This is a genomic window from Hylemonella sp. W303a, from assembly GCF_046452315.1.
Lineage (GTDB): Bacteria > Pseudomonadota > Gammaproteobacteria > Burkholderiales > Burkholderiaceae_C > Hylemonella.
Map to the genome: position 1 here is coordinate 191,651 of NZ_JBKFDG010000006.1, position 26,387 is coordinate 218,037.

Below are 26,387 nucleotides of genomic sequence, written 5' to 3' on the forward strand. Positions count from 1 at the left end.
TCCATCCTGCCTCCTTGCGCGTGGGACGTGTTGAACACGCGAAGGAGGTTAGCAGCGGTCGCAGGCGCGGCGCCTCAGACTATGGATTCACGGAAGGCGCAGCGCCAAGCTTCCGATTTCAGCCGCGCAACAAGGCTTTGAGAGCTTGCTGCAGGCGACGTGCGGCATCGGGCGTGTGCGGCGTGGCCAACACGCGGGCAACGTCCTGCCCCCAGGTTTGGGCGGGAGGCGGATCATTGCGGCGGGTCAGCAACTGCAGTTGCAGGGCACGGCGCGCCGGCAGATGGTCGGCGGGCGTCGGCACCTCTGCGGCCATCTCAAGCCGCAGCAGGGTCTCGGCCCCATCGCCTTGCGCGGCCGAGGCCAGCGCCTGGCTCCAGAGCGCGCGCGTGCCGGAGCTGACGGCACGGCCCAATTCCTGGGCGCTGGGCAGTTGCTCCGCGCTGCGCTGCGACCAAGCGTCCAGCACTTTCGTCAGCGCCTCGCCGTGAGCCTGCACGGCCAGTTTCTTCAACGCCGCTTGCGCGTGTTCCAGCGCGTCGCGTTGAGCGCGGAAGGCGGCGTCACCCAGACGCGGCTGCATCGTGCTCGACCCCGGTCCGCCGCGCGCGGCGTCGCGCGGCCCGCGTCCCCGCTCGTCGCGGCCCTGAGTCGCCCCCGGCCTGCCACCGCGTTCGCCTCGTCCAAGAGGCGCCGCGGGCTCGGACTTGCGCATGCCTGGGCGGTCATCTCCGCGCACCGCCACCACCGGTTTGCGTGGCGCGGCGGGTGCCGGGGCCGGTGTGTCCTGGGCCCCATCGCCTGCGGCTGCGCTCGCGGTCGCATCCTTTGCGCTATCAGCCGCCGCGCTTGTGGAGGCCGTCGAGGCCATCGCAACCGCCTTGGGATCGGCCCGGCGCGCCGCTTCCAGAGCGGACATGGCGGCATGGATGGCCTGGGCATCGCCGCTGGCGCTGGCCGCGTGCAAGGCCTGCGCGGCCTCGTACACCGCGCGGTCATAAGGGGTCATGGACTCCGGGTTGACAGCCTGACGCGGCGCGGAGCGCTCGCCTGGGCCTTCACCGGGTCCACGAGAGGGACGATCACCGCGTTCGCCTCGCCGAGCAGGCCGTCGTTCCGCGTCCAAGGCAAAAGCGTCGTCGATGGGTTTGCGGAAGGCCTCCCACAGCTTTTGTTCCTGTCGGCGATCCAGGGGCATGGCCTGCGCCTCCACCTGCCAGCGCTGCTGCAGGGCTTTCACGTCGTCGATGCGCAAGGGCGCGCCAGCAGCGTGGGCAGCGCTCAATTGCTTGGCTTCCTCCACCAGAGCCTGCCGACGTTGCAAGCCCGCCTTTTGAGCCCTCGCCAGCGGCGCATGGGCAGCGTCCCACACGGCTTTCCAGCGGGACAGCAATTCGGCGAACGTCTTTTCGCTCAGGTGCCCGGCCTCACGCCAGCGCTCACCGAACTGGTGGAGTTCGCGGTTGTAGGCTTTCCAATCGGTCTTGGTGTCCTCGGCGACCGGCGCGTCGCTGGCTTGCGCGACGCCGTGCGCGGCCACCCACTGCTTGAGCTCGTCAATCAGGGCCAAGCGCTTGGCCTTGTGTTCAGCGCTTTCTGCCTTGAGTTTGTCCAGCCAAACCTGAACCACTTTGTGGGCCGCGCTGCAGGCTTCGTCAAAGCGCTTCCACAACAGCGGATGCGGTGCGCCAACGCTGAGATCCAGCTTCTTCCACTGCTCGCGCAAGTCGCGCAGCGCTTCCTGCAGCTTGCGACCCGCCAAAGCGGCGCCGCCCTCGCCTTGCAGCAGGGCTTCGGCCTTGTTGATCAACTCCAGGCGTGCCGGGTCGTTCTGGCGGGCTTGTGCGGCGGACGAGGGCGCAGCCACCACGGTGGGGGCAGACGGTGCAGCACCGCCTGCGCCGCCGCTGGCCCCCTCGCCCCGGGCCTGCTTCAGCTCTTCTGCCCAAACAGGTACCTGGGGCAAGGGCGCGCTGGTGTCCTCCGCCGCCACGCGAGCCTGGGCCAAGGCCGCTCCAAAAGCCTCCCAAACCAGCCCCAGCTGCGCGCGCGAGGCTTCGAGTTGGGCCGCGATGCGTGCGCCAGCGCCCGCCGGAGCGCCACCGGCCTCCGCACCCTGCGCAACGCTGGGCCATTCCTTGGCCTGGAACAAGGCGCCCGCCTCGGCCTGCCAGCGCGCCACGTCAGCGCCTAGGCTTTCAGAGCCGGCCTGCGCTTCGCGCCAGGGCTTGGTCGACAGGGATTCGATGCGCTGGACCAGCAGCACCGCTGCCTCACGCTCCACCTGCGCGCGGTGTTGCAAGTCCTCGATGGCCTGGACCCGCTCAGCCAGACGGCTACGGAGCGCAGCCAGCGGTTCACGGCTCAGGGGGGCGCCCGCCTTGGCGGCATCACGAGGCCAGGCCTGGGCATCGGCCAGGTTCAGTTGGGGCGAATCCAGCAAAGCTTGGGCCTTGTCGATCCAGGATTGGCTGGCCTGGGGATCCTGAGGGGCAGAGGTAGATGACATATCAGATGAAGTCGAAAAAACAAAAACCTGCCTCGCAGGTTTTCTCAGAACCCTGATTGTCGCCGCCCGGGCCCTGGTTTGCTCGCGCAAAGCGTCGTCAGCCCAGCGAAACCGGCGGAACTTCCGCATGCGCTTGTGGGAACGCGTTGGTGGAAACACGTTGGCTAGGCGGCATGTAGGCCGCGCTCACCCTGCCAGGGGCTCGGCATCTAGGCACTCAACTTGAGGGGTTTTGGGCCGCGAGTCGCGTCAAACCCACAGTTTTGGGCCTTTAACCGAAACGTTACACATCCCTTAAAGCCTGATCAAAAACCTCTAAAACCCTTGGCAAAGTCATGATCTCTAATGATTTTTCAAGAAATCGACATGCCCTTCACATGGCCGCTATCCAGGCCATAGTGACCGTATATGGATAGAAAAACATACCCTCCCCATTACAATTCGTTGCACTGACGGGGCGCCACCGCGCGGCCCCGCACCCCGAGGTTTCAGATTCCCGCCTCCCAACATGGCTGAGGAAACACCCCGGGGCTCCGCTGCCGAAACCGGCTACATCGGACCACCAGCGCGGGCATGTGATGGATGCTCGTGTGACCGATGGCGTACCAACCCAGACGTGGCTTAGACCAGCCCGACTCCCTAGCACCAGGAACCGCGCGCGACGCGGACCCGGTCATGACAGGGCGTCGGCTCACGGTTCAAGCCGCGCGAGAAGAGGATTGCTATGACAGCGCTTGAAGACATGGGCGACAGCTTGCGGAAGATGCCGCGCCGCCTTGTCCAATTCTTTTATTCCCTGGCTCACAACGGGTTCGCCCTGTTTGGGCTGGGCGTGCTCCTGGTGCTGCTGGCCTTGGCCGCACATTCCGGTTTGCGCAAGGCCGGGGAAGAACACCTGATGGACTGGCTACAGACGCGCCAGTTTGGCGAGCCCTTGGACGAACCCAGCCCGCTGGTCACGGTGGGTCGAGCCACCGCCACCGACCTGCAGAACCTGAGCGCCCAGCAAGCCGCTGTGACGGACTGGCTGAGCCGCCGTTACCGCATCGCGCCGCAGCCGCTCTCGGCCTTGGTGCTGGAGGCCTATCAGATCGGGCACAACTACAAGTTGGACCCTCTGCTGCTCTTGTCGGTGATGGCCATTGAATCCGGCTTCAATCCTTTCGCGCAAAGCCCCGTGGGCGCGCAGGGACTGATGCAGGTCATGACCCATCTCCACGGCGAGAAATACGAACCCTTCGGCGGCCAGCTCGCGGCCTTCGATCCACTGACGAATCTGCACGTGGGTGCACGTGTGCTGCGCGAATACATCATGCGCGCGGGCTCCGTGGAAGGAGGCCTGCGCCGCTACGTGGGCGCGGCCAATCTGCCCAGCGATGGTGGTTATGTGACCAAGGTACTGAGCGAACACCATTTGCTGACGCTGGTCGCACGCCAGGCTCAGCACGTGCCCGATGTGCCCAAGCCGCCCGTGCGCGCCCGCACCATGCAAATCACCATGCCGGCCGCCCCGGCCCGGCCGGAGTCGGCAACGCATGCCAGCGCCTCGGGCGCTGCGGCCGCGGGCGTCAAGCAAACGGTCGCCCTGCTCAACAACTGAGCAGCAATGACCCCATGTCCCAGGTCTCTGGCCCGGGACCCGCGCTGGGCTACACTAGGCAGGCACGCGACTGGCGATAGGCCCGCCGCCCGGGAAAACACCGCTTCTTCACCGGCTGGCGTGGCTGACGTGGGCCACCACCGGGGAGCGTGCCGCGCGGCATGATGTCAGGCCCCCGGGCTCAATTCAAGCTGTCGCGTTTTGCCGTGCGCCTGGGCAGCCTTTCCGCTTGCAATGCGTCCCTCAGGGCGTACCCGCCTGCGGCACAGGCCCGCGTCACCACCCGCTCCAACTGCACACTTGCACGCCATGTACAACCGCAACATTCTTGTCGAACAAGCCGACCCCGAACTCTTTGCCGCCATCCAGGCCGAAAACAAGCGCCAGGAAGAGCACATCGAGCTGATCGCCAGCGAAAACTACGCCTCGCCCGCCGTGATGTGGGCCCAGGGCACGCAGCTGACCAACAAGTACGCCGAAGGCTACCCCGGCAAGCGCTATTACGGAGGTTGCGAGTTCGTTGACGTGGCCGAACAGCTGGCCATCGATCGCGTGAAGCGGATCTTCGGCGCCAACGCCGCCAATGTGCAGCCGCATTGCGGCGCCTCGGCCAACGAGGCCGTGTTCCTGGCGTTCCTCAAGCCCGGCGACACCATCATGGGCATGAGCCTGGCCGAGGGCGGCCACCTGACGCACGGCATGCCGCTCAATATGTCGGGCAAGTGGTTCAACGTGGTCAGCTACGGTCTGAACGCGCAGGAAGCCATCGACTACGAGGCCATGGAAGCCAAGGCGCGCGCCCACAAGCCCAAACTCATCATCGCGGGCGCCTCCGCCTACAGCCTGCACATCGACTTCGCGCGCTTCGCGAAGATCGCGAAGGAAGTCGGCGCGATCTTCATGGTGGACATGGCGCACTACGCGGGTCTGATCGCCGCGGGCGTCTATCCGAATCCGGTGCCGCACGCCGACGTGGTGACCAGCACCACGCACAAGAGCCTGCGCGGCCCGCGTGGCGGCTTCATCCTGATGAAGGCCGAACATGAAAAGGCCATCAACAGCGCGATCTTCCCCGGGCTGCAAGGCGGCCCGCTGATGCACGTGATCGCCGCCAAGGCCGTGGCCTTCAAGGAAGCGCTGGAGCCAGCCTTCAAGGCCTACCAGCAACAGGTGGTGAAGAACGCCCAGATCGTGGCCGAGACGCTGACCCAACGCGGCCTGCGCATCGTCAGCGGCGGCACGCAAAGCCACGTGATGCTGGTGGACCTGCGCGCCAAGGGCATCACGGGCAAGGAAGCCGAGGCCGTGCTGGGAGCCGCCCACATGACCATCAACAAGAACGCCATCCCCAACGACCCGGAAAAACCGATGGTGACCAGCGGCGTTCGCATCGGCACACCGGCCATGACCACGCGCGGCTTCAAGGACGAAGAAGCGCGCATCACGGCCAACTTGGTCGCGGACGTGCTGGACAAGCCGCGCGACGAAGCCAACATCGCGGCGGTGCGCGCCAAGGTCAACGCGCTGACCGCGAGATTCCCCGTGTACAAATGAACACCCCCCTGAGGCGCTACGCGCCCCAGCACCAATTGCCAGAGGCAATGGTCCTTTGGGTTGTCCAAGCCTGCGCAGGCAGGCTTGGAGCCGCAACCCTCAGCCCCCTGAACGCCATCCTTCGGTGGCAGGGGGGACGCACCCAGTGGCCCGGCAAAGCCGGCTCCACGGGTGCGCGCGCATAAAACCTCAGTTCAACGGCACACACCATGAAATGCCCTTTCTGCGGCCACCCCGAGACCCAGGTCGTCGAGACCCGGATCTCGGAGGACGGGGATTTCATTCGCCGACGTCGCCAGTGTGGGCACTGCGAAAAGCGCTTCACCACCTATGAACGACCGGAAGTCAGTTTTCCCACGGTCGTCAAGAAGGACGGTCGGCGCATCGAGTACGAGCGCGGCAAGCTGATGGCGTCTTTGCAACTGGCCTTGCGCAAGCGGCCAGTCAGCACGGAACAGATCGACGGCGCCATTGAGCGCATCGAGGAAAAGCTGCTCAACCTGGGCCTGCGCGAAGTGCCGTCCGCGCGCATCGGCGAGTTGGTGATGCGCGAGCTGAAGAAACTCGACAAGGTTGCGTACGTGCGCTTCGCCAGCGTGTACCGCAGCTTCGAAGACATTGACGAGTTCAAGACCCTGGTCGAGGAATTCCGGCGCTGAAACCCTAGCCCCGGAGCCGGTCGCACCGAGGCCCGCCCGTGCTCAGCGCCAGCAGTCCGGCACCGGCAGTGCCGTTCCCGTTCGTCCCTTCACTCCTGTGTGCGTCAGGGTCAAGCTGCCGCAAGATTCATCCCATCCTGGCGCTGGCTCGGCCCTGAGCGTGTAGCCTTCTGCCTGCGCCTCGCTGACGCTCAATCGGTAACGCGCTGTCTCTGGCGGCGCCCCCTCGGGCACGGTGCGTAGGCGCAGAGGCAACACCGGCGCTTCGTCGGTTTGCGTGGTGTATCGGTTGTACACAGCGTGGTAACGCTCCATGTACTGCTGGGCGTCTTGCAAGGCCGCGCGCGCCTCGGCGCGATGGGCACGGCGCACATGGTCGGTGTACGCAGGGTATGCGATTGCGGCCATCAGAGCCACGATCAGCACGACAGCCATCAGTTCGATCAAGGTGTACCCACGCGATCCGATGGCCTCCCCCCATGCATCGCGTTGGTTGAAGGACCTCATGCCAACTCCCGTGTGCAAGCCATGCCCATTGCGCCTCGTCCACCTTGCCATCAGGGCACGGGCGGCAGAAGGATGCGGCGCCAGAGGCGATCGAGCATCGGTCGCTGGCCGTCTGCATGCGCCGCCGAAGTCGCGGTGCCCAACAGCACGATGGATTGCACCCAAACCACCGCGCCACCCACCGATGCAGCATTCGGGACCACGCCTGAGCTGACAGGGTACGCCGGACTGAATCCTCTGGCAGTGATCACGTGGACCCGCGCGCCATCGGCCAAGACCTGCAGTTCCACCAGGCATTCGGGCGGCCGTCCTGGTTGCAGCCCCTCCACGGGCACGCCCGCTTGATCGTGAGACAGCGTCACGCGTGCCATGGACAGGCCCGCGATGCCGGTCCAATTCGCACTTTGTCGCCAAGCAGGCAGTGCCTCCCACTCAGTGCGCGCGAGGCGGGACTCGGCCAGAACCGGATCACGCAGAACCAGGCCGGGCGGCAAGCCAGGTTCGCTGCCGTCGGGTTTGCGCAATTCGCTCTCGCAGTGACGCAAGGCGAGCTCGGCCTGCTGATGGGCCCACTGCTGCTGCCGCAGATTGTTCGCGAAGCGCTCGGCGGACACGGCGTCGCGCAGCACAGCCCCAGACGACACGCCCAGGATCACCAAGAGCACCATCACCACCAGCAAGGTCACCCCGCGCTCACGTCGTGGCCACGGCCCGCATGCAACACGATGCCGCGCGCGCGCCTGCGCCCGCGAGCCTAGGCCCTCGCGCGTGCGCGCGCATCGGCGTCGACGTGGAGGTCGACATGGGCAGCCCACTCGGGCGGATTGCATGCGTCTCCTCACCATGCCGTCCTTCCGCGCAAGGCTGCGGTCGTGAAGTAGGCGCGACGCGGATGCCTGTCGGCAGCCTGGACGCGTGCCCCCTCGCAATCCAGGTAATCCAAGGCATCGTCCTCGCCCAGCACGGCTTCCCTGCCACGCATCAACAAACACAGTCGCACACTGATCACCAGACTCCAGTCACTCACGGACTCTGCGCCGACGTAGCGCACCACCCGCCTAGGCTCGGTGGCATCGGCCTCGCCATACCAAAAGCGCAGGGCTTCAACGTGGTCCACCAAAGGCTGGCCTGGCGCGCCCTGGGCGCTGGCGCAGTACAGCTCGGAGCGCCCCGAACTGCCTGTGCTCACGTAGTAGCGATTGCGCGTCGGGTAGTAGCTAACCATCAGTCCCGTGTCCGCTCCGAGCGACTGCGTGCGAGCGGATAGGCCGCTGCCGATGCAGTCTGACGGGACACCGCTGGACGTGGGCGAGCTGTTGACCACGTCGGCTTCGTAGCTGATTTCCAGCACATCGTCACGCGGCCCCGCTGCCCCGGCACAGACGGTTGCGTCCCAGGGCGCGCTCTGGCTGCGATGGCTGCTGTCCTTCAGACCGTGGGAACAGCCAAAGACCGGCTGTTCCACCCCGGTGCGTGCCAGCCGCGCAGGCGCCGCGCCCGAGGCCGCGAGCACCACCCCCGTGGGTCGCGCATACCCCGCCTGCTGAAGTTCGCGCGTCAACAGGGTCAAGCCAATCTGAGCACTTTCGTTCATCTCCGCCAGCGTGATTTGCAAGCGACCGGTGCGACCGGTCATCACATACGTGGTCAAGGCCGCACCCACCACCACCATGCCGATGGACAAGGCCACCATCAGCTCCAGCAAGGTGAACCCTCCTCCAACACGCCCGTCACTCCAGCCCATCCCGCACATCGCACGACTCGCGCGGCGATGACGAGGTGCGCATCCCCATGGACTTCGGCGAAGAATGTTCTTTTCGTCCCAAGGCGTGGTTCGACGTGCATCCATCATGTACATGCTCCCCGTCACAAACCGATCCGCAGGTGCACGCATCGCACGCCCAGGTCGGCACCCAAGCCCTCGGGGCAGGCGCCTGGGGGGCCCGGCAGTTCCTGGCTCCCTTGGACTGCGCTGCTCGATGATTCACGCCAAGCCACCCACAGGTCCATGACCGCTCGCGCCGCGTCACGCCTTGTGTACACGGCTCCCGTAGGCAAGAGCCGCCGCACGGCCTGGCGCCACTGCGCGAGGTCCACCGCGGCGATCTGGGCGGCAGTGCAAGCGCCTGCGCCCGCGGTGCAAGCGTCGGCCGGCTCGATCACCGCAAGCTGCTGGCGTTGAAATGCCTGTGCGTAGTCGTAGTGCCCAGCTCTGAACCCGGTCGCTGGCATGGGCGCGGCCTCGCTACCGCCTTCGCCCGCGGGCTCCGACGCCATCCGCCCCAGATTGGCTCGCAGACGCTCGCCCATGTCAGCGGCCAAGAACAAGGCGGTGGCGCGGTAGCGGCTCATCTGGCTGTAACGCAAGGCGGCCGCATGCGCGGCCACCAGGGCATACAGCGCGACCGAGAGCAAGGCCACAGCCACCAGCACTTCCACCAACGTAGCGCCGCCTTGCCTAGAGGGCACAGGGGCGAACTCACGCCAGCGGGCCGGTGCTGCACCAAACCCGCGAAGGGGTACGTGGGCGCAAACCCCGGTGCTCGGACGCCTGAACGGTTTGAACGACATGTGGCGGAGGGCTTCGCTTTTCAACTGCATTTGGTGGTTCCCGGTGCGCGGGCCCCAGCGCGTCCTTGGTTGGAGACACAGACGATGCGCACCCCGGAACCCGCGACCGACGACAGCGGCGTGAACGTGAAGGTTCGTCCCGCGGCCCTGGCCCAACCCGTGGCTTCGTAGATCAATGCGGCTCGCAGGGCCGAGGTGCTGAGGGATGCCAAGTAAGGCGGTGCCTCTTGCACCCTCAGCACCCGATCCGCGGCGTCCACCACGCCGTCGCCATTGGCATCGGCGAACACGATCCATCCCGCTGCCCAGTCCGGCGTGGTCAGACAGGCCGCGCCGTCGCGGGAACTGCAGACGCTCACTCGCGCGGAGCGCATCAGGGCTTCCGAGCGCGCGTAGCGCAAATCACCCACCAGGGCGTCCACGGCAGCCTGCACGCCCCGCTGCAACAGGAAGCGCTGGTAAGCAGGTGCCGCCAAACTGGCCAGCAGCGCACCGATCGCAAGGGCCAGCATCAACTCCACGAGGGTGAAGCCTTGCACGCGGAAACGAGCACGAGAGGCAAGACGACAGCACGGCATGAACATGTCGACAGACTATCCGCGCCGTCGCGAGGCGCAAAGCCGGTACACGGGGGAAAAAGCCATATCTCAAAGATGCGCACCCGAGCACTTCAGGAAATTGACGGGGCCACCAGGCCGCCGTTGAGGTCGTGGCTTTAGACTCGCCGCCATGACCCTGCCCGCCCCCATGCATCGCGCGCTCGCCCTGGCCGAACAGGGCCTTTACCTCACCTCGCCCAACCCCCGAGTGGGCTGCGTCATCGTGGGTACGGATGGCCAGTTGCTGGGCGAAGGCCACACCCAGCGCGCGGGCGGTCCCCACGCGGAGGTGATGGCCTTGCGTGACGCGCAAGCCCGCGGCCACGATGTGCGCGGCGCCACCGCCTACGTGACGCTGGAACCCTGCGCGCACCAAGGCCGAACCGGCCCCTGCTGCGAGGCGCTGGCGGCGGCGGGCATTGGCAAGGTCGTCGCCTCCATCGAAGATCCCAATCCCAAGGTCGCGGGTCTCGGGTTCGCGCGTCTGCGAGCGGCTGGCGTGGCGGTGGAGGTCGGCCCCGGCGCGGCCGCATCGCGCGAACTCAATCTCGGATTCTTCAGCCGCATGGTGCGCGGTCTGCCTTGGGTGCGTATGAAGATCGCCGCCTCGCTGGACGGCCAGACTGCTTTGTCGAATGGTGTGAGCCAATGGATCACCAGCCCCGAGGCCCGAACCGATGGCCACGCCTGGCGCGCGCGCGCCTGCGCCCTCCTCACCGGCATGGGCACCGTGCGAGAGGACAACCCGCGCCTGGACGTGCGCCTGGTCGAGACGCCCCGACAACCTCGCCTCGTGGTGGTCGACAGCCGCTTGGAAACGCCGCTCGATGCGGCCTTGTTCGAACCCCGTCGGGACACCGCCCCAGGCCGCGAGGCCCAGCCCCTGCTGATCTATGGCGCCGTGGCCGACGCAGGACGGCAAGCGGCCCTGGCAGCGCGCGGCGCCACCGTGGTGCAGTTGCCGAACCCACAAGGCAAGGTGGACTTGGCCGCGCTGTTGCGCGACTTGGCCACACAGCGAGAAATCAACGAGCTGCACATCGAAGCCGGCCATCAACTCAACGGTTCCCTGTTGCGTGAGGGCCTGGTGGATGAACTGCTGGTCTACCTCGCCCCCAAGCTGCTGGGCGCGGGGCGGGGCATGGCACGAATCGGGCCCTTGACCACGCTGACTGACGCCGTGACGCTGGACTATCGGGAGATCACCCAGGTGGGCCCCGACCTGCGTGTGCTGGCGCGACTGCCAGGGCGCGACCGCTTCTGAGTCACCCCCCTCGCACCCCGTACGTCGGGCCAACCCTGTGCGCCCCTCTATGCCGCCCTGAATACCACCCTCTATAACGACCCCTATCACGGGCCTCGGCCTCGGCATCGGCCCTCTACACAGCGCCCTCTCGCACCGCTACCATCCGGTCCCTCCTCCCACCCCATCCCGTGCCAGGAAGCCTTCATGACCTTTGTCGCCGATCCCTCCCATTACGACGGCCGCATGCCCTACCGCCGCGTCGGCCGCAGTGGCCTGGTGCTGCCCGCGATTTCGCTGGGCCTGTGGCAGAACTTCGGCGGCGTTGATCGCTTCGAGACGGGTCGCGCTGTCCTGCGACGAGCCTTCGACCGAGGCGTGACCCATTTCGATCTCGCGAACAACTACGGCCCGCCCGCTGGCTCGGCGGAAGAGAACTTCGGGCGCTGGTTCGCCGCCGACTTCGCGCCGCACCGCGATGAGCTGATCATCTCGACCAAGGCCGGCTGGGCCATGTGGCCTGGCCCCTACGGTGGCCCCACCGGCACGCGCAAGCACCTCGTCGCCAGCTGCGACCAGAGTCTCAAGCGCATGGGCTTGGACTACGTGGACATCTTCTACTCGCACCGCGTGGACCCCAACACGCCGCTGGAGGAAACCATGGGGGCGCTGGTGCAACTGCACCGTCAGGGCAAGGCGCTGTACGTGGGCATTTCCTCGTACTCGCCCGAACTCACCCGCGAGGCTGCGCAGATCCTGGCCGCCGAGAAAGTGCCACTCCTCATCCACCAGCCCAACTACTCCATGCTCAACCGCAGCATTGAGCAGGGCCTGCTCGACACCCTGGAACAACTCGGCGTCGGTTGCATTGCCTTCTCGCCGCTGGCCCAAGGCCTGCTCACCAGCAAGTACCTCCAGGGCGTGCCCGAGGACGCACGCGCCACCCGTGGCGGCTCCTTCAAACAAGGCATGTTGAGCGAGGAGAACCTGCAGCACATCCGCGCACTCAACGGCATCGCGACCCGGCGCGGGCAGACCCTGGCGCAGATGGCGATTGCGTGGGTCTTGCGCGACGCGCGCGTCAGCTCGGCCCTGATCGGCGCGCGCACCGTGGAGCAGCTGGACGACTCTCTGGACGCCGTGAAGCACCTGACCTTCAGCCCGGAGGAACTCGCCGCGATCGAACCGCATGCGCGCGACGGCGGGGTGGACCTTTGGAAGGTGTCGTCGAGTATCGGCCAGCGCTGAGCACGGCGGCGCCTCGGTCAGGCAGGGTGTCGCCCAAGCCTTTGAGCCTGCCACCCCATGCCCCCCGCGCCGATCCACGCCGCACAACCTGGAGTTCAAAGACCATGCCCCATACCGCTGCCCTCACCGCACCCCAGCGCAAGACCTTGCTCCAGACGCTGCAGTCCCGCTTCGAAAACAACACGCAACGCCACCCCGGTCTGGCCTGGGCCGAGGTGCAGCAACGTCTGGAGTCGCAGCCGGACAAACTGAGGTCCCTGGCCGAGATGGAGCAAACCGGCGGCGAGCCGGACGTGGTGGGCCGCGACCAGCGGACTGGCGAATTCATCTTCTTCGACTGCGCCGCCGAGAGCCCCACGGGCCGGCGCAGCGTCTGCTTTGACCGCGCGGGGCTGGAAGCCCGCAAGGGCAATGCCCCGCCCGCGGACACTGCCGTCGACATGGCCGCTGCGATGGGCATCGAGCTGCTGACGGAAGCGCAGTACCGCGAATTGCAGACGCTGGGTGAATTCGACCTGAAGACGTCCAGCTGGGTGCAGACGCCTGACAGCATCCGCCAACTCGGCGGCGCGTTGTTCTGCGACCGCCGCTACGACACGGTCTTCACCTACCACAACGGCGCGCAGTCCTATTACGCGGCGCGCGGGTTCCGAGGCGTGCTGCGGGTTTGAACCCAACCGCACCGAAGACAGCAGTGGCCGCGCCAAAACCCCGCCCGGCGCCTACCTCGGCGCATTCTGCGAAAATAGCGCCCCTATGTTCACCGGCATCATCACCGGCGTGGGGCGCATCGTCGCCAGCCACGACCTCGGCAGTTCTTTGCAGCACGGCAAGCGCCTGACCATCGCCTGTCCGCCCGAAACCTCCCCCCCTGACTATCTGGACGACGTGGGCCTGGGCGACAGCATCGCGCTCAACGGCGCCTGCATGACGGTCACGACGCTGGACACGGCGCATCGGCAGTTCACCATCGACATTTCCGCCGAATCCCTGGCCAAGACCACCGGCCTGGCCGAAGGCCAGACCGTCAACCTTGAAAAAGCCCTGCGCGCGGGCGACCGCTTGGGCGGGCACATCGTCTCGGGCCATGTGGACGGCGTGGGCACGGTCAGCCACTTCGCCCAGGTCGGTGAGAGCTGGGAACTGCGCATCCGCATCCCCCGTGAACTCGCCCGCTACCTGGCCTACAAGGGCTCCATCACCGTCAACGGCGTGAGCCTGACGGTGAACCAGGTCGTGGACCAGCCCGCGACCTCCGGCGGCGGCTGCGAGATCAGCATCAACCTCATCCCGCACACCGTGCAAAACACTTCCCTGGGCCTGCTCAAGGCCGGCTCGGGCGTGAATCTGGAAATCGACACCGTCGCCCGCTACGTCGAGCGCATGTTGAAAGCAAACTCATGAACACCAAGCTACCGCCGGTTCCCATCTCGCCCGTCGAGGACATCGTGGCCGAGATGCGCGCCGGCCGCATGGTCATCCTCGTCGACGAGGAAGACCGCGAGAACGAGGGCGACATCGTCATCGCCGCCGACCACATCACCGCCGAGGCCATCAACTTCATGGCCAAACATGCGCGCGGGCTGATCTGCCTCACGCTGACACGCGAGCGCTGCGAGCATTTGCGACTGCCGCCCATGGCCGCGCGCAACGGCGCGCAGCACGGCACGGCCTTCACGGTCAGCATCGAAGCGGCCACGGGCGTTAGCACCGGCATTTCGGCGGCGGACCGCGCCCGGACAGTGCAAGCGGCCGTGGCTCGCGACGCCAAGCCCGAGGACCTGGTGCAGCCCGGCCACATCTTCCCGTTGCAGGCGGTGGACGGTGGCGTGCTGATGCGCGCCGGCCACACCGAGGCCGGTTGCGATCTCGCCGCCATGGCGGGTTGCTCACCGGCCTCCGTGATTTGCGAAGTCATGAAAGATGACGGCACCATGGCCCGCCTGCCGGACCTGCAGTTGTTCGCGGCCGAGCACGGTCTGAAGATCGGCACCATTGCCGACCTGATCGAGTACCGCAGCCGCACGGAGTCGCTGATCGAGAAAGTCGCGAGTCGCCCGCTCAAGACCGCCTACGGCGAGTTCACCGCTCACGCCTACCGCGACAAACCCAGCAAGAGCCTGCACTTGGCGCTCACCCTCGGCCTGGACGACCCCGGCCGGGCGGAACAAGACCCGGTGCTGACCCGCGTGCACGAGCCGCTGTCGCTGCTGGACGCGCTGGAGGTGGGCCGCGCACGGCACTCCTGGAGTCTGGACGCCAGCCTGGCGCGGGTCGCGCGCGAAGGGCGCGGCATCGTGGTGCTGCTCAACTGCGGCGAAAGCGCCAACCACTTGCTGGCGCAATTCACCGGCAGCGCCCCAGCGCCCCGCAGCACGGTGGATCTGCGCACCTACGGTGTCGGTGCGCAAATCCTGCGCGACCATCGCGTCCAACGCATGCGGCTGCTCGGCCAGTCCCGCCGCCTGCCCAGCGTGGTCGGCTACGGCCTGGAAATCGTTGAGCACATCTCGCCCTGAGCCCACGCGCCTTCACTCAACGCCCTCACACTCTCCCATCGAAGGAAATCTCTCCATGTTCGGAGCCAATCAAGGACAACTCCAAGCGGGCGATGCCCGCCTCGACGGCAGCGACCTCGCCATCGGCATCGTGCAAGCCCGCTTCAACCAGGACGTGACCGACGCCCTGGCCGCCGCTTGCCGTGCCGAGCTGCTGGCACTGGGCGTGCAGGAACGCAACATCGACCATTTCGTCGTCCCCGGCGCGCTGGAAGTGCCGAGCGCCCTGCAAGCCCTGGCCGAGAAAACGCATTACGACGCGCTGATCGCGCTGGGCTGCATCATCCGAGGCGAGACCTACCACTTCGAACTGGTGGCCAATGAATCCGGCGCCGGCGTCACCCGCATCGCGCTGGACTACCAGACCCCCATCGCCAATGCCATCCTCACGGTCGAAAACATGGCGCAAGCCGTCGCCCGCCAGAGCGAAAAAGGCCGTGACGCGGCCCGCACCGCCGTGGAAATGGCCAACCTGCTGAACAACCTCTGATGAACGAACCCGACGCCAAGCCCACCCCAGCGGCCAGTACCGAAGCCGACGCCGCGAAAACCGCGGAGCCCACGGCGAGCCGCGCCCCGGGCAAGGCCGCGCACAAGCCGAGCCGCGCCTTGTCGGGCCGCAGCCGCTCGCGCGAGTTCGCTTTGCAGGCGCTTTACCAGCACCTGGTGGGCCGCAACCCCACCGCCGACATCGACGCCTTCACGCGCGACCTGACCGGCTTCCACAAGGCCGACGCCGCCCACTACGACGCGCTGCTGCACGGCTGCGTGGCCGAGGCCGAGGCGTTGGACCAGCTCATCCTGCCTCTGCTGGACCGCAAGCTGGCCGAGATTTCGCCCATCGAGCGCGCCATCATGTGGATGGGCGCCTACGAGTTCCAGCACTGCGTGGACGTGCCCTGGCGCGTGGTGCTCAACGAATACATTGAACTCACCAAGTCCTTCGGTGGCACCGACGGCCACAAGTACGTCAATGCCGTGCTCAACGGCCTGGCGCCCACGCTGCGCGCGGCCGAGGTCGCGGCGGATAAGGCCGCGGGCAAAGCCCGCTGAACCCATGCTGCAAGGCCCGATGAACCCCGGCCGCATGGCACGCTGAACCGCCCCACCCCGAATGAGAATCGCCGAACGCGCCCGCAAGATCGCGCCCTTCTACGTGATGGAGGTGGCCAAGGCCGCGACCTCTCTGGCGCGCACCGCTGCGGCGGGCCGCGAGCCCATGATCTACCTCAACATCGGCGAGCCGGACTACACCGCGCCGCCGTTGGTGCGCGAGGCCGCCGAACGGGCCATCCGCGATGGCCGCAGCCAGTACACCGACGCCACGGGGCTGCCCGCCCTGCGTGAACGCATCAGCGACTGGTATGCGCAGCGCTTTGGCTTGAACATCGCGCCGGGACGCATCGTGGTCACGGCCGGCGCTTCGGCCGCGCTGCAACTGGCCTGCCTGGCGCTGATCGAGGCGGGCGACGAGATTTTGATGCCGGACCCAAGCTACCCCTGCAACCGGCAGTTCGTGCAGGCGGCCGATGGCGTGGCGAAGCTGATCCCCAGTGGCCCTGCGGAACGCTTCCAGCTCAGCGCCGAGCAGGTGCGCACGCACTGGAACGACGGCGGGCGCGGGGGCTCCTTGAAAACACGGGGTGTTTTGCTGGCCTCGCCTTCCAACCCCACGGGCACCTCCATCGATCCGTCGGAATTGCGCCGCATCGCCGAGGTCGTGCGCGACCGCGATGGCATCACCCTGCTGGACGAAATCTACCTGGGCCTGAGCCACGACGAACGTTACGGCCAAAGCGCGCTGGGCCTGCAGGACTCGGACGGCGGCGCGCTGGGTGAGAACATCATTTCCATCAACAGCTTCAGCAAGTACTTCAACATGACGGGGTGGCGCCTGGGCTGGCTGGTGGTGCCTCAAGCACTGGTTTCCGTGGTGGAACGGTTGGCGCAGAACCTCTACATCTGCCCCAGCACCATCGCACAGCACGCGGCCCTCGCTTGCTTCGAGCCCGCGAGCCTGACCGAGTACGAGCGCCGCCGTGCCGAGTTCAAGGCCCGGCGCGACTATTTCATTCCCGAACTGAACGCCTTGGGCCTGACCGTGCCGGTGATGCCCGATGGTGCTTTCTACGCTTGGGCCGATTGCACACACGCCTGCCGCAAGCTCAATGTGAAGGACAGCTGGGACCTGAGCTTCGCCCTGATGGAGCGCTCCCACCTGGCCGTGGCGCCGGGACGCGACTTCGGCCAGGCCGACACCGGCCGCTACATCCGCTTTTCCACCGCCAACGCACTGCCTCAGTTGCAGGAAGCCGTGGCGCGCCTGCGCCAATTGCTGGGATGAGCGAGCGCACGAGCCCAGCCACCTTCACCTGGCCCGTGCGCGTGTACTGGGAAGACACGGACGCGGGTGGCATCGTGTTTTACGCCAATTACCTGAAGTTCTTCGAACGCGCGCGCACCGAATGGCTGCGTTCGCTGGGCGTCGACCAAGCCGCCTTGCGTGAACAGACCGGCGGCATGTTCGTCGTCACCGCGGCAGAGGTCCGCTACCACCGGCCCGCCCGGCTGGACGATGTCCTTGCGGTCAGTGCCGAGTTGACGGCCACCGGCCGCGCATCCCTCACAATCACGCAAGCCGCCACGCTGGGCGCGCAGTTGGTGTGCGACGGCAAGGTGCACATCGCCTGGGTGGACGCGCTGACGCTGCGCCCAGGGCGCATGCCCGATGCCGTGCTGCACGCCCTGCACATTCAGCCGCGATGAAACACAACGTAGGAAGCCCCTGAAACCATGAGCCAAGACTTCTCCATCATCCAACTCGTGCTGCACGCCAGCTGGGTCGTGCAGGTCGTCATGCTGATCCTGCTGTGCGGTTCCATCGCCAGCTGGGCCGCCATCTTCAGCAAGCACTTCGGCCTGAAGAAGGTGCGCGCCAGCAACGAGAAATTTGAGCAGGATTTCTGGTCCGGCGCCAACCTCAACACCCTGTACGCCCAGGCCGCGCAGAAAAGCGACAGCGGTCCGATGGAGCGCATCTTCGTCGCTGGCCTGCGTGAGTACCAGAAGCTGCGCGAGCGCCGCGTGACCGACAACTCCGCCCTGCTTGACGGCGCGCGCCGCGCCATGCGCGCCAGCATGCAGCGCGAGATGGACTCGGTCGAAAGCAATCTGTCCTTCCTCGCCACGGTGGGCTCTGTCTCGCCCTACATCGGCCTGTTCGGCACGGTCTGGGGCATCATGCACGCCTTCACCGGCCTGGCCTCCATGCAGCAAGTGACGCTGGCCACCGTGGCGCCCGGCATCGCCGAGGCCCTGGTGGCCACGGCCATTGGCCTGTTCGCCGCCATTCCGGCGGTGGTGGCTTACAACCGCTTCGCGCGCGACATCGACCGCGTGGCCAACGCGGTGGAGACCTTCATCGAGGAGTTCTCCAACATCCTGCAACGCAACATCAGCGGCCAGCAGGCCACGGCGCAAGCGCGCTGACCACCAGGAAGGACATCGACCATGCCCGGCGTAGCTCACCGCGGTCGCGGACGGCGCACCATCAATGAAATCAACATGGTGCCCTTCATCGACGTGATGTTGGTGCTGCTCATCATCTTCATGGTGACGGCCCCGCTCATCACGCCCAGCGTGGTGGCCTTGCCCAGCGTGAGCCGGGCCGCGCCCGCGCCCACCCAGGTGATCGAGGTCATCGTCAACAAGGACGAATCCTTGCGCCTGCGCATTCGCGACGACACCCGCACCGTGCGTCTGGACGAGCTGGCCGCCAATGTGCTGAACGCCCAGCGTGAGGCACCTGGGGCGGACACCGGTGCGGCCGGGGGCAGTGCCGTCGTGATCAGCGCGGACAAGAGCGTGAAGTACGAGGCCGTGGTCCAGGTCATGGACACCCTGCAACGCGCGGGTGTGCAACGCGTGGGCCTGTCGGTGCAAACGGCTCGCTGAGGCGTGACGCGCCATCTCCCGCGACTTTTTCATACGACTTCCTCCGAGACCGCGTGAACGAACCCTCCGCCTTCCAAGCCAGCACGCTGCAGCCCGCCCCTCGTCGAGGCGACGGCGGCGCGCCGCGCGATGGCATCGACAAACGGGCACTGGGCCTCGCCCTGCTGGTCCATCTGCTGCTGTTGGCCGCGCTCACCTGGGGCGTGGGTTGGAAACGGGACACCTCGCTGGCCGTGGAGGCCGAGCTATGGGCCGCCGTGCCGCAGGAGATGGCGCCCGTGGCTCAACCCGCGCCGCCCGAACCCCCGCCTCCCACGCCACCGGAACCGAAACCCGAGCCCACGCCCGAACCGGTGGAGCCTCCGCCTCCGCCCCCGCCGAGCGCGCAGGCCCAGGCGCAGCGCGAAGCCGAGATCAACCTGGAGCGCGAACGCGAAGAGCAAGCGCGCAAGGCCGAGGTGGAGCGCAAGGCCCGCTTGGAACGCGAGCAAAAGCAGCGCGAGCAGAAGGAGCGCGAACGCAAGCTGGCCGAGGAAAAACGCCGCAAGGAAGAGGCCGAGCGCCGCGAGCGCGAGGCCGCCGAGCTGCGCGAGCAACTGCGTCAGGAAAACATCCGCCGCATGGCGGGCTTGGCCGAGGCCACGCCCCAACCCAACGCGGCGGGCCAGGCCACGCGCACGGCGGGGCCTTCGGCCACTTACGCCGGGCGCATTCGCGCGCGCATCAAGCCCAACATCGTCTTCCCGGACAACCTGAGCAACACCAACATCAGCGCCGAAGTGAAAGTCACGACCTCGCCCGACGGTGCCGTGACGAGCCGCACGCTCACCAAGAGCAGCGGTAACCGCCTGTGGGACGAGGCCGTGCTGCGCGCCATCGACAAGACGGCCATCCTGCCCAAGGACACCGACGGCAAGGTGCCGCCAGAACTCATCATCAGTTTCAGGCCCAGGGACTGAGCGCCTGCAAGCGCTTGCGTCGAGCCCATCTTGCCGCCATGCAGAACGACGACAGCCCCAGACTGAGCACGGACAACCGCCTGCATCGGCTGTCTTGGCACCAGGACGTCGAGCTGTTCGACGCCAGCTTCCAAGGCCACCCATTCGGTCGGCACGCGCATGATGCTTACGCCATCGGCGTCATCGAACAGGGCGTGGGCGGTTACTTGTACCGGGGCGGCACGGAGCTGGTGCCAGCCGGCATGTTGTCACTCATCAACCCGGACGAAATGCACGACGGGTACGCCGTGCAGGGCGCGCTCCAGTACAAGATGCTGTACGTGGGCGAGTCGTCCATGCGAGACATCCTGGGCCTGGCCCATCCGCAGAAGTTCCATCTTTCCGCCGCGCGGGACCATGGTCTTCAGGTGCGGCAGGCACTGCGCATCGTGCACGCCGCGCTCCACGGTGACCCCAAGCACACCCGCCCGCTGGGCTGGCAGCTGGCGGTGGACACGGCGCTCACACAGATGCTGCAAACGGTGATGCAACACCACGCCCGCAACGCAGTGCGCCCCGCAGGGCGCGAGCCCGAGGCGGTGCGTCGCGTGCGGCACTACCTGGACGAACTGGCCCTGCGCGCGGGTGAGGGCCGGATGGCCGACGACAGCGGTGGCGACGTCACCCTGCGCACGCTGGGGCAGCTTGTGAACCTCCGGCCCAATTACTTGCTCAACGTGTTCACGCGGCACGTGGGCCTGCCGCCGCACCTGTACTGGATGGGGCGACGCATCACTGCGGCCAAGCGGCTGCTGGCCCAGGGGCTCGCCATCGCCGACGTCGGTTACGCATTGGGCTTCCATGACCAGGCCCATTTCACGCGAACCTTCAAAAAATTCACCGGCATCACGCCCGGGCGGCTGCGCGTCCATTGACGCGTCTTCAACCCGTGCGCAGCAGGTCCAGCAGGAAGTAGACGATGGAAAGGGCCAGCAACGCGGCCATGACCAGGTTGAAAACCCGCACGCCCCCCGCCCATCGGGCGACCAACGCACCCATCAGGCTCCAGGACCACAAGGACAGCAGGCAGATCACGAAGAAGATCGCGCAGCACAGCGACAAGGCCGCCACATAGTCCGTGTGGGTGGCGACGAAAATGGACACCGCCGAGACGGAAACGATCCAGGCCTTGGGATTGATCAGCTGGGCTACCGCGCCCGACCATCCTGTCGGCGGCGCGGCCAAGTCGTGTGCGGGTGTGCCCGACTGCATGGAGGCGCGCGCGATGCGCCAGGCCATGGAGAGCATGTAGGCCGCGCCCAGGAGCGCCATGAGGCGAACCAAGTTCGGGTAACGCGCCACCGACACACCCAGGCCCGCGCCAACCGCAGCGAGGATGCCAACGAAACCCACGGTCGCGCCCAGCACGTAGGGAAAACTGCGCAAGGCGCCAAAACGGGCACCGGACATGGCCGACACCATGTTCACCGGCCCGGGACTGGCCGACATGGCGAACGCGAAACCCGCCATGGGCAGCATGAGTGCATTCAATTCCTTCATGCCGCCGACGATAGCGCCCAACCCGCGCTGTGGTCTTGCACGAAATACAGATTCGCGCGGCCAGCCGACACGGCCCCGGCGCTTACCAGGGGTGGGGGTCGCGCGACCAGCCCCCGACCGGGAAGGGAGCGATACGACTCAGGCCGCCAACCAGTGCGCGAAAGCCCGGTTCACGGCTTGCGGCTGTTCCATGGTGGTCATGTGGCCGCTGTGCTCAACGATCACCAAGGTCGCACCCGCGATGGCGGCCGCCATCGCTTCGTGCTGGGCCGGGCCGCTCCAGTTGTCTTCACGGCCCGTGAGCACCAGCGTCGGGCACTGGATCTTCGGCAGCAGGGGCGTTGCGTCGAGGCGGTTGAGCAGCGCATTGATCTGCGCCGCGTACTGCGCCGCGCTGCCCCGGTCGAACATGTCCAGCACCTCCTCGAACAAGGGCGACCCGATGCGGTCAGGGTGCACCATGCCCTTGGCCCATTCCCGCGCCATCGTGCGCATGCCCTGCTCGCGCGCGATCTTCAAGAGGGCCATGCGACCCGCCTTTTCCTTCTCGCCCGCCTCCCCCGTTGCGAGCGGGTGCGTACCCGTGTCCAGCAAGGCCAGGTGGGTCACGCGCTGCGGCGCAAGGCGCATCACCTCCAGCGCCACCCGGCCGCCCATGGAGTGCCCCGCCAGCGCGAAACGCTCGGTCGGCGCCTCGGCCAGGGCTTGCTCGGCCATGGCGGTGAGTGAGTCACGCAGGCCCCAGGCGGGCACCACGCAGTTCGCTTGGTTCTTGAGTGCGGCCACTTGCGGTGCCCAGACCGCGGCGTCGCAGTTCAGGCCGGGCAAGAGCATCAGGGTGGGCAGGGAGGAAGCCGTCATGCGTGTCTCTCGTTGGTGCGTTGGGTAAGCCCGCTGATGACTCAGCGTACCGAATGAAGTTTAGCCCCAGGAACTACGCCAACCCGCTCGGACCCAGGTCGCTTGCCCACCCAACTTCAAATGCGACGCGTCGTGCAGCCGCTCATTGAACAAGCTGCTGTACCCAAGGTGCAACTCACTTCAGGCGAAGTCGCACTTCACGCCATTGCACGCCTGCTTGGTCAGCGACGATCGTGCCCGTGTGGCTTGTCAGGCGGCGCACATCCCGGGCTGGCAAAAGCAGCGTGATGTCGTCTGCCTGGGGTGGGCGGGAACCTGTTGCCCTCACCTCGACCCGCAAGGCCTGGCCATCACCGTTGACTTCCACTTGCCACGCACCATGACGGCCTTCGTGCACGGCGGCGCTTTCTCCGTCGTCTTCAAAGCACTCATACCGCAGCTGCCCGCCCTCGGGGGCGACAAACAGCGCGAAGCCACGCTGGTCCGCGGCTTGCGCGAAATGCTGTTCAGCCAGGTTGAGCGGCAAAATGCTGCCCTCGCGCACCAGCAGCGGCGGGCGGTCCCAGGGCGCAGGCAAGACGATGGTTTGCCCCCCCTCGTGGCGGTCCCCGCTCCAGTAGTCCACCCAGCAGGCTCCCTTGGGCAGATAGACCTGGCGCTCACGCTGGCCAGGTTCGACCACGGACGCCACCAGCAGCTGAGCGCCGAGCAGCATGTCGTCGTTCTCCTCGAAGCAGCGCGGGTCCTGCGGAAAATCGTGAAGCGTGGGGCGGATCATGGGCTCGTAGTGGCGGTGCGAGCGCCACAACAAGTCATAGAGGTAAGGCATCAAGCGATAACGCAGACGGATCAGCTCGCGGATCTGCGGCGTGATCTGCGGGTACATCCAAGGCTCGTTGACGGTCTTGTCGTCGTTCCAGGAGTGGATGGAAAAACGGGGCAAGAAAATGCCGTGCTGCACCCAGCGCAGGAAAAGCTCCGGCTCCGGCGCGGGGCCCGCGAAACCTCCGATGTCATGGCCGGTATTGGACACGCCACTGAGCGCCAAGCCCATGGCCATGCGGATGTTGTAGCGCAGGGTCTCCCAGGAGGTGTAGTTGTCACCCGACCAGGTCTGCACATAACGCTGCATGCCCGCGGCCCCGGAGCGTGAAATCAGGAAAGGCCGTCGGCCAGGCGCATGCGCGCGCTGCGCCTCGAACGAAGCCTTGATCATCAGCAGGGTCTGCAGCGGGCGGGCCTGGGTCGCGGGCCATGGGTTGCCAAAGCCGTGGGCCAGCGGCTTGTCGCTCCAGATCTCGAACTCGTTGTTGTCGTTCCAGGTGGAGGCGATGCCGTAGTCCAGCAAGGCGTCGGTCACGCGCGCTTGCCACCAGGCGTAGGTCGCGGGGTTGGTGAAGTCGAGGTAAGCGCCGGTTTCGTCCCAAAACTGAACCTGAGCCGGTGAACCATCGGGCTCGCGCACGAACAAGCCAGCCGCCTCGGCCTCGGCGTAGCGCGGGTGGTCGCGCAGCAGGCAGGGCTTGATGTTGGCGCAGAGTTTCACACCGTGCTGGAGGTAGTGCTCAACAAACGCCTTCGGGTCGGGAAATTTGTCGCGGTTCCAGTTGAAGACGTAGCGCTTGTCGCCGATCGAGGTGTAGCCAGACGAAAGGTGGAAGGAGTCGCACAGGATGTCGTGCTGGCGGCAGCCATCAAGGAACTCGTTCATGCGCTCCTGGGCATTGGGCGCGTCGGTGTACGTCATGGTGGAGCCCGAATAACCCAGCCCCCACTTGGGCGAGAACACCGGACGGCCCGTCAGCCAGGTGTAGCGCCGGGTCACGTCGGCAGGCGCGGCGCCTGCGATGAAGTAGAGATCCAGGTCGCCATGCTCGGCCATGAAGTAGCGGTAGTGGCCATGGTAGTTGTCGAGTTCCCGCCCCATGTCGAAGCGGCACTCAGAAAGCGTGTCGTAGAACAGACCAAAGGCCACGCCCGGCTTCTTCTTCCAGGTGATGTAGAAGGGGATGTGCTTGTACAGCGGGTCGCTCGTGCGGGCGCTGTAGCCCATGGGGTCCACATTGGACATGCGGTAACTTTGCCCCATGCGGTTGGCGTCACCCGCGCGCTCACCCAGTCCGAAATACATTTCGTCAGGTTCGCGCTTGAGGTAGTGGTAGACCTTGTCGTCCCACCAGCCAAAGTTGTAGGACTGGGTGGGACGGTCGCTCGCGACGGGGCACCAAACGCCCTCGACCCGGGTCTCCCAATTGCAATGGAAACCGCTCAAGCGAATGCGCAGACGGATGCTCGCCGTCGTCAACGACAACACGCCAGGCTCGTCCTGATGGAGCGTGTACTTCGGCAGCGAGAAGCCCGAGACGTCAAAGCGATCCCGCCCCTCACGCGGCACGTCATCGGCGCCCGGTGCAATGGCCCACGTGCGGGGAAATCGCAGCGCGCCGGCCGGCAGCACCATCACGCGCACGATGTCGTCTTCCAGCACGAAGACATGGGCCTGGTGCCCCTCCTGGCTTTGCAGATGCAGGTGATGGCCATCCACGCGGTTGAGCGCGAAAACGGGGGGATTCGACACGGACATTTCTCATACTCCAGACAACACCGGGCTCACCGGGCCAGGCTCTGGCGCGGTGTGCCCTGGGCCCGTCACGCGACGGAACCCTGGGGGAAAACAACAGAATCGGCTTGGGCGGCGGCGCCCGGGGTCAACCTGTCTTGCCGAGCAGCACCGAGGGCAGCCAGGTCGACAAGGCGGGGATGAAGGTCACCAGCAACAAGCCGACGACCTGCAGCGCGAACAAGGGCATCAAGGGGCGCGTCATTTGCGCCAGCGACACCTGGGCCACGCGCGAGGACACGAACAAGGTGCTGCCCACGGGCGGCGTGGTGATGCCAATGCAGAGGTTGTAGACGATGATGATGCCGAAGTGCACGGGCGAGATGCCCACCGCCATGGCCGCGGGCAGGAAGATCGGCGTGAAGATCAGCAGCGCGGGCGTGATGTCGAGGAAGGTGCCCACCAGCAGCAAGAGCACGTTGAACAACAGCATCAGCACGTAGGGGTTGCTGGAGAATCCGATGATCGCCTCGGACAACATCGTGGCCGCACCGCTGGAGGCCAGCAGCCAGGCCATGGTCATCGATACGCCCACCATCAGCATCACGATGGCCGTGCCCACGGCGGCGTCCAGGGTGCTCTTGATCAAAGCGCGGTTGTCCAGCGTCTTGTAGAAAAAGCGCCCGAGGATGAAGGTGTAGAGGGCCGCGATGCCCGCGGCTTCCGTGGCGGTGAAGATGCCGCCCACGATGCCGCCCATCACGATCACGATCAGCAGCAGGGCCGGGATGGCCCGCACGGAGATTTGGAGCGATTCCTTCGCGGTGTAGCGGTACACCTCTTTCGGGAACTCCCCCTTCGCGGCCTTCACGGCGATCCAGACCATGGCCATGGCCACCATCAAGATGCCGGGGATGTAGCCCGCCACGAACAGCACATCGACCGGCGTGCCACCCGAGATCAGCGAATACACGATCAGCGCGCCCGAAGGCGGAATCAGCAGACCGGCCGGCGAGCTGATGGCGTTGACCGACGCGCAGAAAGGCATGTTGTAGCCCGCGGCGCGCTGCTGCGGCGTCAGCGTGGAGCCCACGGCCGCCGCGCTGGCCACCGCCGAGCCGGAGATCGAACCGAACAAGGCATTGGCCACGCAGGAGATGTGGGCCAAGGAACCCGGCAGGCGCCCCACCACCACGCGCGCGAAGTCGATCAGGCGCAGGGCGATGCCCCCGGTGTTCATGATGTTGCCCGCAAGGATGAAGAGCGGAATCGCCACCAGGGTGAAACTGTCCAGGCTCGAGGTCATGCGCTGGGCAGACACCACCAGGGCTTGGGTGGCATCGGGAAGAAAAGCGAACAGCGCCACCAGGGTGGACACACCGATCGCGAAGCTCACGGGGACGCCCCAGAGCAGCAGGATCGTGAAGACGATCGTCAGGATGATGATTGCGGTCATGACAAGCTCG

26 protein-coding genes and 1 riboswitch are annotated in these 26,387 nt (G+C 66.5%); of the genes, 16 read left to right on the forward strand and 10 right to left on the reverse strand.

The annotated features are described in order from the left end of the window. Positions 1 to 118 precede the first annotated feature (118 nt). Positions 119 to 2,509: a DUF349 domain-containing protein gene (locus ACLBKS_RS12940; protein ID WP_410193214.1), complete on the reverse strand. Its 2,391-nt coding sequence runs from the start codon at positions 2,507 to 2,509 to the stop codon at positions 119 to 121. A gap of 724 nt (positions 2,510 to 3,233) precedes the next feature. On the opposite strand from ACLBKS_RS12940, the gene ACLBKS_RS12945 reads away from it, so the two are divergent. From ACLBKS_RS12945 to nrdR, 3 genes are all read left to right on the forward strand, one after another. Next, positions 3,234 to 4,109, forward strand: coding sequence for a transglycosylase SLT domain-containing protein (locus ACLBKS_RS12945; RefSeq protein ID WP_410193215.1), 876 nt, complete (start codon positions 3,234 to 3,236; stop codon positions 4,107 to 4,109). Between the two features lie 56 nt (positions 4,110 to 4,165). Further along, positions 4,166 to 4,334: riboswitch (ZMP/ZTP riboswitch) on the forward strand. Positions 4,335 to 4,418: 84 nt separating this feature from the next. After that, positions 4,419 to 5,663: a serine hydroxymethyltransferase gene (gene glyA, locus ACLBKS_RS12950; RefSeq protein WP_410193216.1), complete on the forward strand. Its 1,245-nt coding sequence runs from the start codon at positions 4,419 to 4,421 to the stop codon at positions 5,661 to 5,663. A 209-nt stretch (positions 5,664 to 5,872) separates the two neighbouring features. After that, positions 5,873 to 6,322, forward strand: a complete 450-nt coding sequence (gene nrdR / locus ACLBKS_RS12955) for a transcriptional regulator NrdR (RefSeq protein ID WP_410193217.1) — start codon at positions 5,873 to 5,875, stop codon at positions 6,320 to 6,322. A gap of 42 nt (positions 6,323 to 6,364) precedes the next feature. On the opposite strand, the gene ACLBKS_RS12960 is transcribed toward nrdR, so the two are convergent. The 5 genes from ACLBKS_RS12960 to ACLBKS_RS12980 form a co-directional block, all read right to left on the reverse strand. After that, the gene (locus ACLBKS_RS12960; RefSeq protein WP_410193218.1) at positions 6,365 to 6,829 is read right to left on the reverse strand and encodes a type IV pilin protein; all 465 of its coding nucleotides are present in this window, start codon (positions 6,827 to 6,829) and stop codon (positions 6,365 to 6,367) included. 50 nt (positions 6,830 to 6,879) lie between these two features. Further along, positions 6,880 to 7,515 (reverse strand): hypothetical protein, encoded by a 636-nt coding sequence (locus ACLBKS_RS12965; protein WP_410193219.1) that lies wholly within the window; start codon positions 7,513 to 7,515, stop codon positions 6,880 to 6,882. A gap of 152 nt (positions 7,516 to 7,667) precedes the next feature. After that, on the reverse strand, positions 7,668 to 8,723 hold the full coding sequence (locus ACLBKS_RS12970) for a PilW family protein (protein ID WP_410193220.1): 1,056 nt from the start codon (positions 8,721 to 8,723) through the stop codon (positions 7,668 to 7,670). Beyond that, a complete protein-coding gene (locus tag ACLBKS_RS12975) occupies positions 8,696 to 9,298 on the reverse strand; it encodes a prepilin-type N-terminal cleavage/methylation domain-containing protein (protein WP_410193221.1) in 603 nt (200 codons plus the stop codon). The genes ACLBKS_RS12970 and ACLBKS_RS12975 overlap by 28 nt, the downstream gene beginning before the upstream one ends. 122 nt (positions 9,299 to 9,420) lie before the next feature. Next, a complete protein-coding gene (locus ACLBKS_RS12980; protein ID WP_410193222.1) occupies positions 9,421 to 9,939 on the reverse strand; it encodes a GspH/FimT family pseudopilin in 519 nt (172 codons plus the stop codon). 190 nt (positions 9,940 to 10,129) lie between these two features. Here ACLBKS_RS12980 and ribD point away from each other — a divergent pair, with 190 nt between their 5' ends. The 13 genes from ribD (at position 10,130) to ACLBKS_RS13045 (ending at position 20,875) form a co-directional block, all read left to right on the forward strand. Next, on the forward strand, positions 10,130 to 11,263 hold the full coding sequence (ribD, locus tag ACLBKS_RS12985; RefSeq protein ID WP_410193223.1) for a bifunctional diaminohydroxyphosphoribosylaminopyrimidine deaminase/5-amino-6-(5-phosphoribosylamino)uracil reductase RibD: 1,134 nt from the start codon (positions 10,130 to 10,132) through the stop codon (positions 11,261 to 11,263). Between the two features lie 186 nt (positions 11,264 to 11,449). Then, positions 11,450 to 12,490, forward strand: a complete 1,041-nt coding sequence (gene mgrA, locus ACLBKS_RS12990) for an L-glyceraldehyde 3-phosphate reductase (protein ID WP_410193224.1) — start codon at positions 11,450 to 11,452, stop codon at positions 12,488 to 12,490. Between the two features lie 104 nt (positions 12,491 to 12,594). Further along, positions 12,595 to 13,161, forward strand: coding sequence for a DUF4256 domain-containing protein (locus ACLBKS_RS12995; RefSeq protein WP_410193225.1), 567 nt, complete (start codon positions 12,595 to 12,597; stop codon positions 13,159 to 13,161). A gap of 85 nt (positions 13,162 to 13,246) precedes the next feature. Next, complete coding sequence (locus ACLBKS_RS13000; RefSeq protein ID WP_410193226.1) at positions 13,247 to 13,894, forward strand: riboflavin synthase; 648 nt, start codon at positions 13,247 to 13,249, stop codon at positions 13,892 to 13,894. Further along, positions 13,891 to 15,009, forward strand: a complete 1,119-nt coding sequence (gene ribBA / locus ACLBKS_RS13005) for a bifunctional 3,4-dihydroxy-2-butanone-4-phosphate synthase/GTP cyclohydrolase II (RefSeq protein WP_410193227.1) — start codon at positions 13,891 to 13,893, stop codon at positions 15,007 to 15,009. The genes ACLBKS_RS13000 and ribBA overlap by 4 nt, the downstream gene beginning before the upstream one ends. A 55-nt stretch (positions 15,010 to 15,064) precedes the next feature. Continuing rightward, positions 15,065 to 15,538: a 6,7-dimethyl-8-ribityllumazine synthase gene (ribH, locus tag ACLBKS_RS13010; protein ID WP_410193228.1), complete on the forward strand. Its 474-nt coding sequence runs from the start codon at positions 15,065 to 15,067 to the stop codon at positions 15,536 to 15,538. Next, positions 15,538 to 16,101 (forward strand): transcription antitermination factor NusB, encoded by a 564-nt coding sequence (nusB, locus tag ACLBKS_RS13015; RefSeq protein WP_410193229.1) that lies wholly within the window; start codon positions 15,538 to 15,540, stop codon positions 16,099 to 16,101. Before ribH ends, nusB begins: the two co-directional genes overlap by 1 nt. Positions 16,102 to 16,162: 61 nt before the next feature. Beyond that, positions 16,163 to 17,392, forward strand: a complete 1,230-nt coding sequence (locus ACLBKS_RS13020; RefSeq protein ID WP_410193230.1) for a pyridoxal phosphate-dependent aminotransferase — start codon at positions 16,163 to 16,165, stop codon at positions 17,390 to 17,392. After that, the gene (gene ybgC / locus ACLBKS_RS13025; RefSeq protein ID WP_410193231.1) at positions 17,389 to 17,814 is read left to right on the forward strand and encodes a tol-pal system-associated acyl-CoA thioesterase; all 426 of its coding nucleotides are present in this window, start codon (positions 17,389 to 17,391) and stop codon (positions 17,812 to 17,814) included. The genes ACLBKS_RS13020 and ybgC overlap by 4 nt, the downstream gene beginning before the upstream one ends. A 27-nt stretch (positions 17,815 to 17,841) precedes the next feature. Beyond that, entirely contained in the window at positions 17,842 to 18,537 is a 696-nt protein-coding gene (gene tolQ / locus ACLBKS_RS13030; protein ID WP_410193232.1) for a protein TolQ, read from the forward strand. A gap of 21 nt (positions 18,538 to 18,558) precedes the next feature. Beyond that, on the forward strand, positions 18,559 to 19,002 hold the full coding sequence (locus tag ACLBKS_RS13035; RefSeq protein WP_410193233.1) for an ExbD/TolR family protein: 444 nt from the start codon (positions 18,559 to 18,561) through the stop codon (positions 19,000 to 19,002). A gap of 53 nt (positions 19,003 to 19,055) precedes the next feature. After that, positions 19,056 to 19,961, forward strand: a complete 906-nt coding sequence (gene tolA, locus ACLBKS_RS13040) for a cell envelope integrity protein TolA (protein WP_410193234.1) — start codon at positions 19,056 to 19,058, stop codon at positions 19,959 to 19,961. Positions 19,962 to 19,999: 38 nt separating this feature from the next. After that, a complete protein-coding gene (locus tag ACLBKS_RS13045) occupies positions 20,000 to 20,875 on the forward strand; it encodes an AraC family transcriptional regulator (protein ID WP_410193235.1) in 876 nt (291 codons plus the stop codon). Between the two features lie 7 nt (positions 20,876 to 20,882). On the opposite strand, the gene ACLBKS_RS13050 is transcribed toward ACLBKS_RS13045, so the two are convergent. From ACLBKS_RS13050 to ACLBKS_RS13065, 4 genes are all read right to left on the reverse strand, one after another. Beyond that, positions 20,883 to 21,500, reverse strand: a complete 618-nt coding sequence (locus ACLBKS_RS13050) for a LysE family translocator (RefSeq protein ID WP_410193236.1) — start codon at positions 21,498 to 21,500, stop codon at positions 20,883 to 20,885. 138 nt (positions 21,501 to 21,638) lie between these two features. Further along, positions 21,639 to 22,361 (reverse strand): alpha/beta fold hydrolase, encoded by a 723-nt coding sequence (locus ACLBKS_RS13055; protein WP_410193237.1) that lies wholly within the window; start codon positions 22,359 to 22,361, stop codon positions 21,639 to 21,641. A 175-nt stretch (positions 22,362 to 22,536) separates the two neighbouring features. Continuing rightward, the gene (locus ACLBKS_RS13060; protein ID WP_410193238.1) at positions 22,537 to 24,945 is read right to left on the reverse strand and encodes a TIM-barrel domain-containing protein; all 2,409 of its coding nucleotides are present in this window, start codon (positions 24,943 to 24,945) and stop codon (positions 22,537 to 22,539) included. 124 nt (positions 24,946 to 25,069) lie between these two features. Then, complete coding sequence (locus ACLBKS_RS13065) at positions 25,070 to 26,377, reverse strand: TRAP transporter large permease (RefSeq protein ID WP_410193239.1); 1,308 nt, start codon at positions 26,375 to 26,377, stop codon at positions 25,070 to 25,072. Positions 26,378 to 26,387: the final 10 nt, after the last annotated feature.

Coding starts and splice junctions, on each gene's coding strand:
- tolQ (WP_410193232.1), top strand. CDS start 17,842: ATGAGCCAAGACTTCTCCATCATCCAACTCGTGCTGCACGCCAGCTGG.
- ACLBKS_RS13060 (WP_410193238.1), bottom strand. CDS start 24,945: ATGTCCGTGTCGAATCCCCCCGTTTTCGCGCTCAACCGCGTGGATGGC.
- ybgC (WP_410193231.1), top strand. CDS start 17,389: ATGAGCGAGCGCACGAGCCCAGCCACCTTCACCTGGCCCGTGCGCGTG.
- ACLBKS_RS13050 (WP_410193236.1), bottom strand. CDS start 21,500: ATGAAGGAATTGAATGCACTCATGCTGCCCATGGCGGGTTTCGCGTTC.
- ACLBKS_RS12940 (WP_410193214.1), bottom strand. CDS start 2,509: ATGTCATCTACCTCTGCCCCTCAGGATCCCCAGGCCAGCCAATCCTGG.
- ACLBKS_RS13045 (WP_410193235.1), top strand. CDS start 20,000: ATGCAGAACGACGACAGCCCCAGACTGAGCACGGACAACCGCCTGCAT.
- ribH (WP_410193228.1), top strand. CDS start 15,065: ATGTTCGGAGCCAATCAAGGACAACTCCAAGCGGGCGATGCCCGCCTC.
- ribD (WP_410193223.1), top strand. CDS start 10,130: ATGACCCTGCCCGCCCCCATGCATCGCGCGCTCGCCCTGGCCGAACAG.
- nusB (WP_410193229.1), top strand. CDS start 15,538: ATGAACGAACCCGACGCCAAGCCCACCCCAGCGGCCAGTACCGAAGCC.
- ribBA (WP_410193227.1), top strand. CDS start 13,891: ATGAACACCAAGCTACCGCCGGTTCCCATCTCGCCCGTCGAGGACATC.
- ACLBKS_RS12995 (WP_410193225.1), top strand. CDS start 12,595: ATGCCCCATACCGCTGCCCTCACCGCACCCCAGCGCAAGACCTTGCTC.
- glyA (WP_410193216.1), top strand. CDS start 4,419: ATGTACAACCGCAACATTCTTGTCGAACAAGCCGACCCCGAACTCTTT.
- ACLBKS_RS12970 (WP_410193220.1), bottom strand. CDS start 8,723: ATGCGTGCACCTGCGGATCGGTTTGTGACGGGGAGCATGTACATGATG.
- ACLBKS_RS12960 (WP_410193218.1), bottom strand. CDS start 6,829: ATGAGGTCCTTCAACCAACGCGATGCATGGGGGGAGGCCATCGGATCG.
- nrdR (WP_410193217.1), top strand. CDS start 5,873: ATGAAATGCCCTTTCTGCGGCCACCCCGAGACCCAGGTCGTCGAGACC.
- ACLBKS_RS13020 (WP_410193230.1), top strand. CDS start 16,163: ATGAGAATCGCCGAACGCGCCCGCAAGATCGCGCCCTTCTACGTGATG.
- ACLBKS_RS13055 (WP_410193237.1), bottom strand. CDS start 22,361: ATGACGGCTTCCTCCCTGCCCACCCTGATGCTCTTGCCCGGCCTGAAC.
- ACLBKS_RS13065 (WP_410193239.1), bottom strand. CDS start 26,377: ATGACCGCAATCATCATCCTGACGATCGTCTTCACGATCCTGCTGCTC.
- ACLBKS_RS13000 (WP_410193226.1), top strand. CDS start 13,247: ATGTTCACCGGCATCATCACCGGCGTGGGGCGCATCGTCGCCAGCCAC.
- mgrA (WP_410193224.1), top strand. CDS start 11,450: ATGACCTTTGTCGCCGATCCCTCCCATTACGACGGCCGCATGCCCTAC.
- ACLBKS_RS13035 (WP_410193233.1), top strand. CDS start 18,559: ATGCCCGGCGTAGCTCACCGCGGTCGCGGACGGCGCACCATCAATGAA.
- ACLBKS_RS12945 (WP_410193215.1), top strand. CDS start 3,234: ATGACAGCGCTTGAAGACATGGGCGACAGCTTGCGGAAGATGCCGCGC.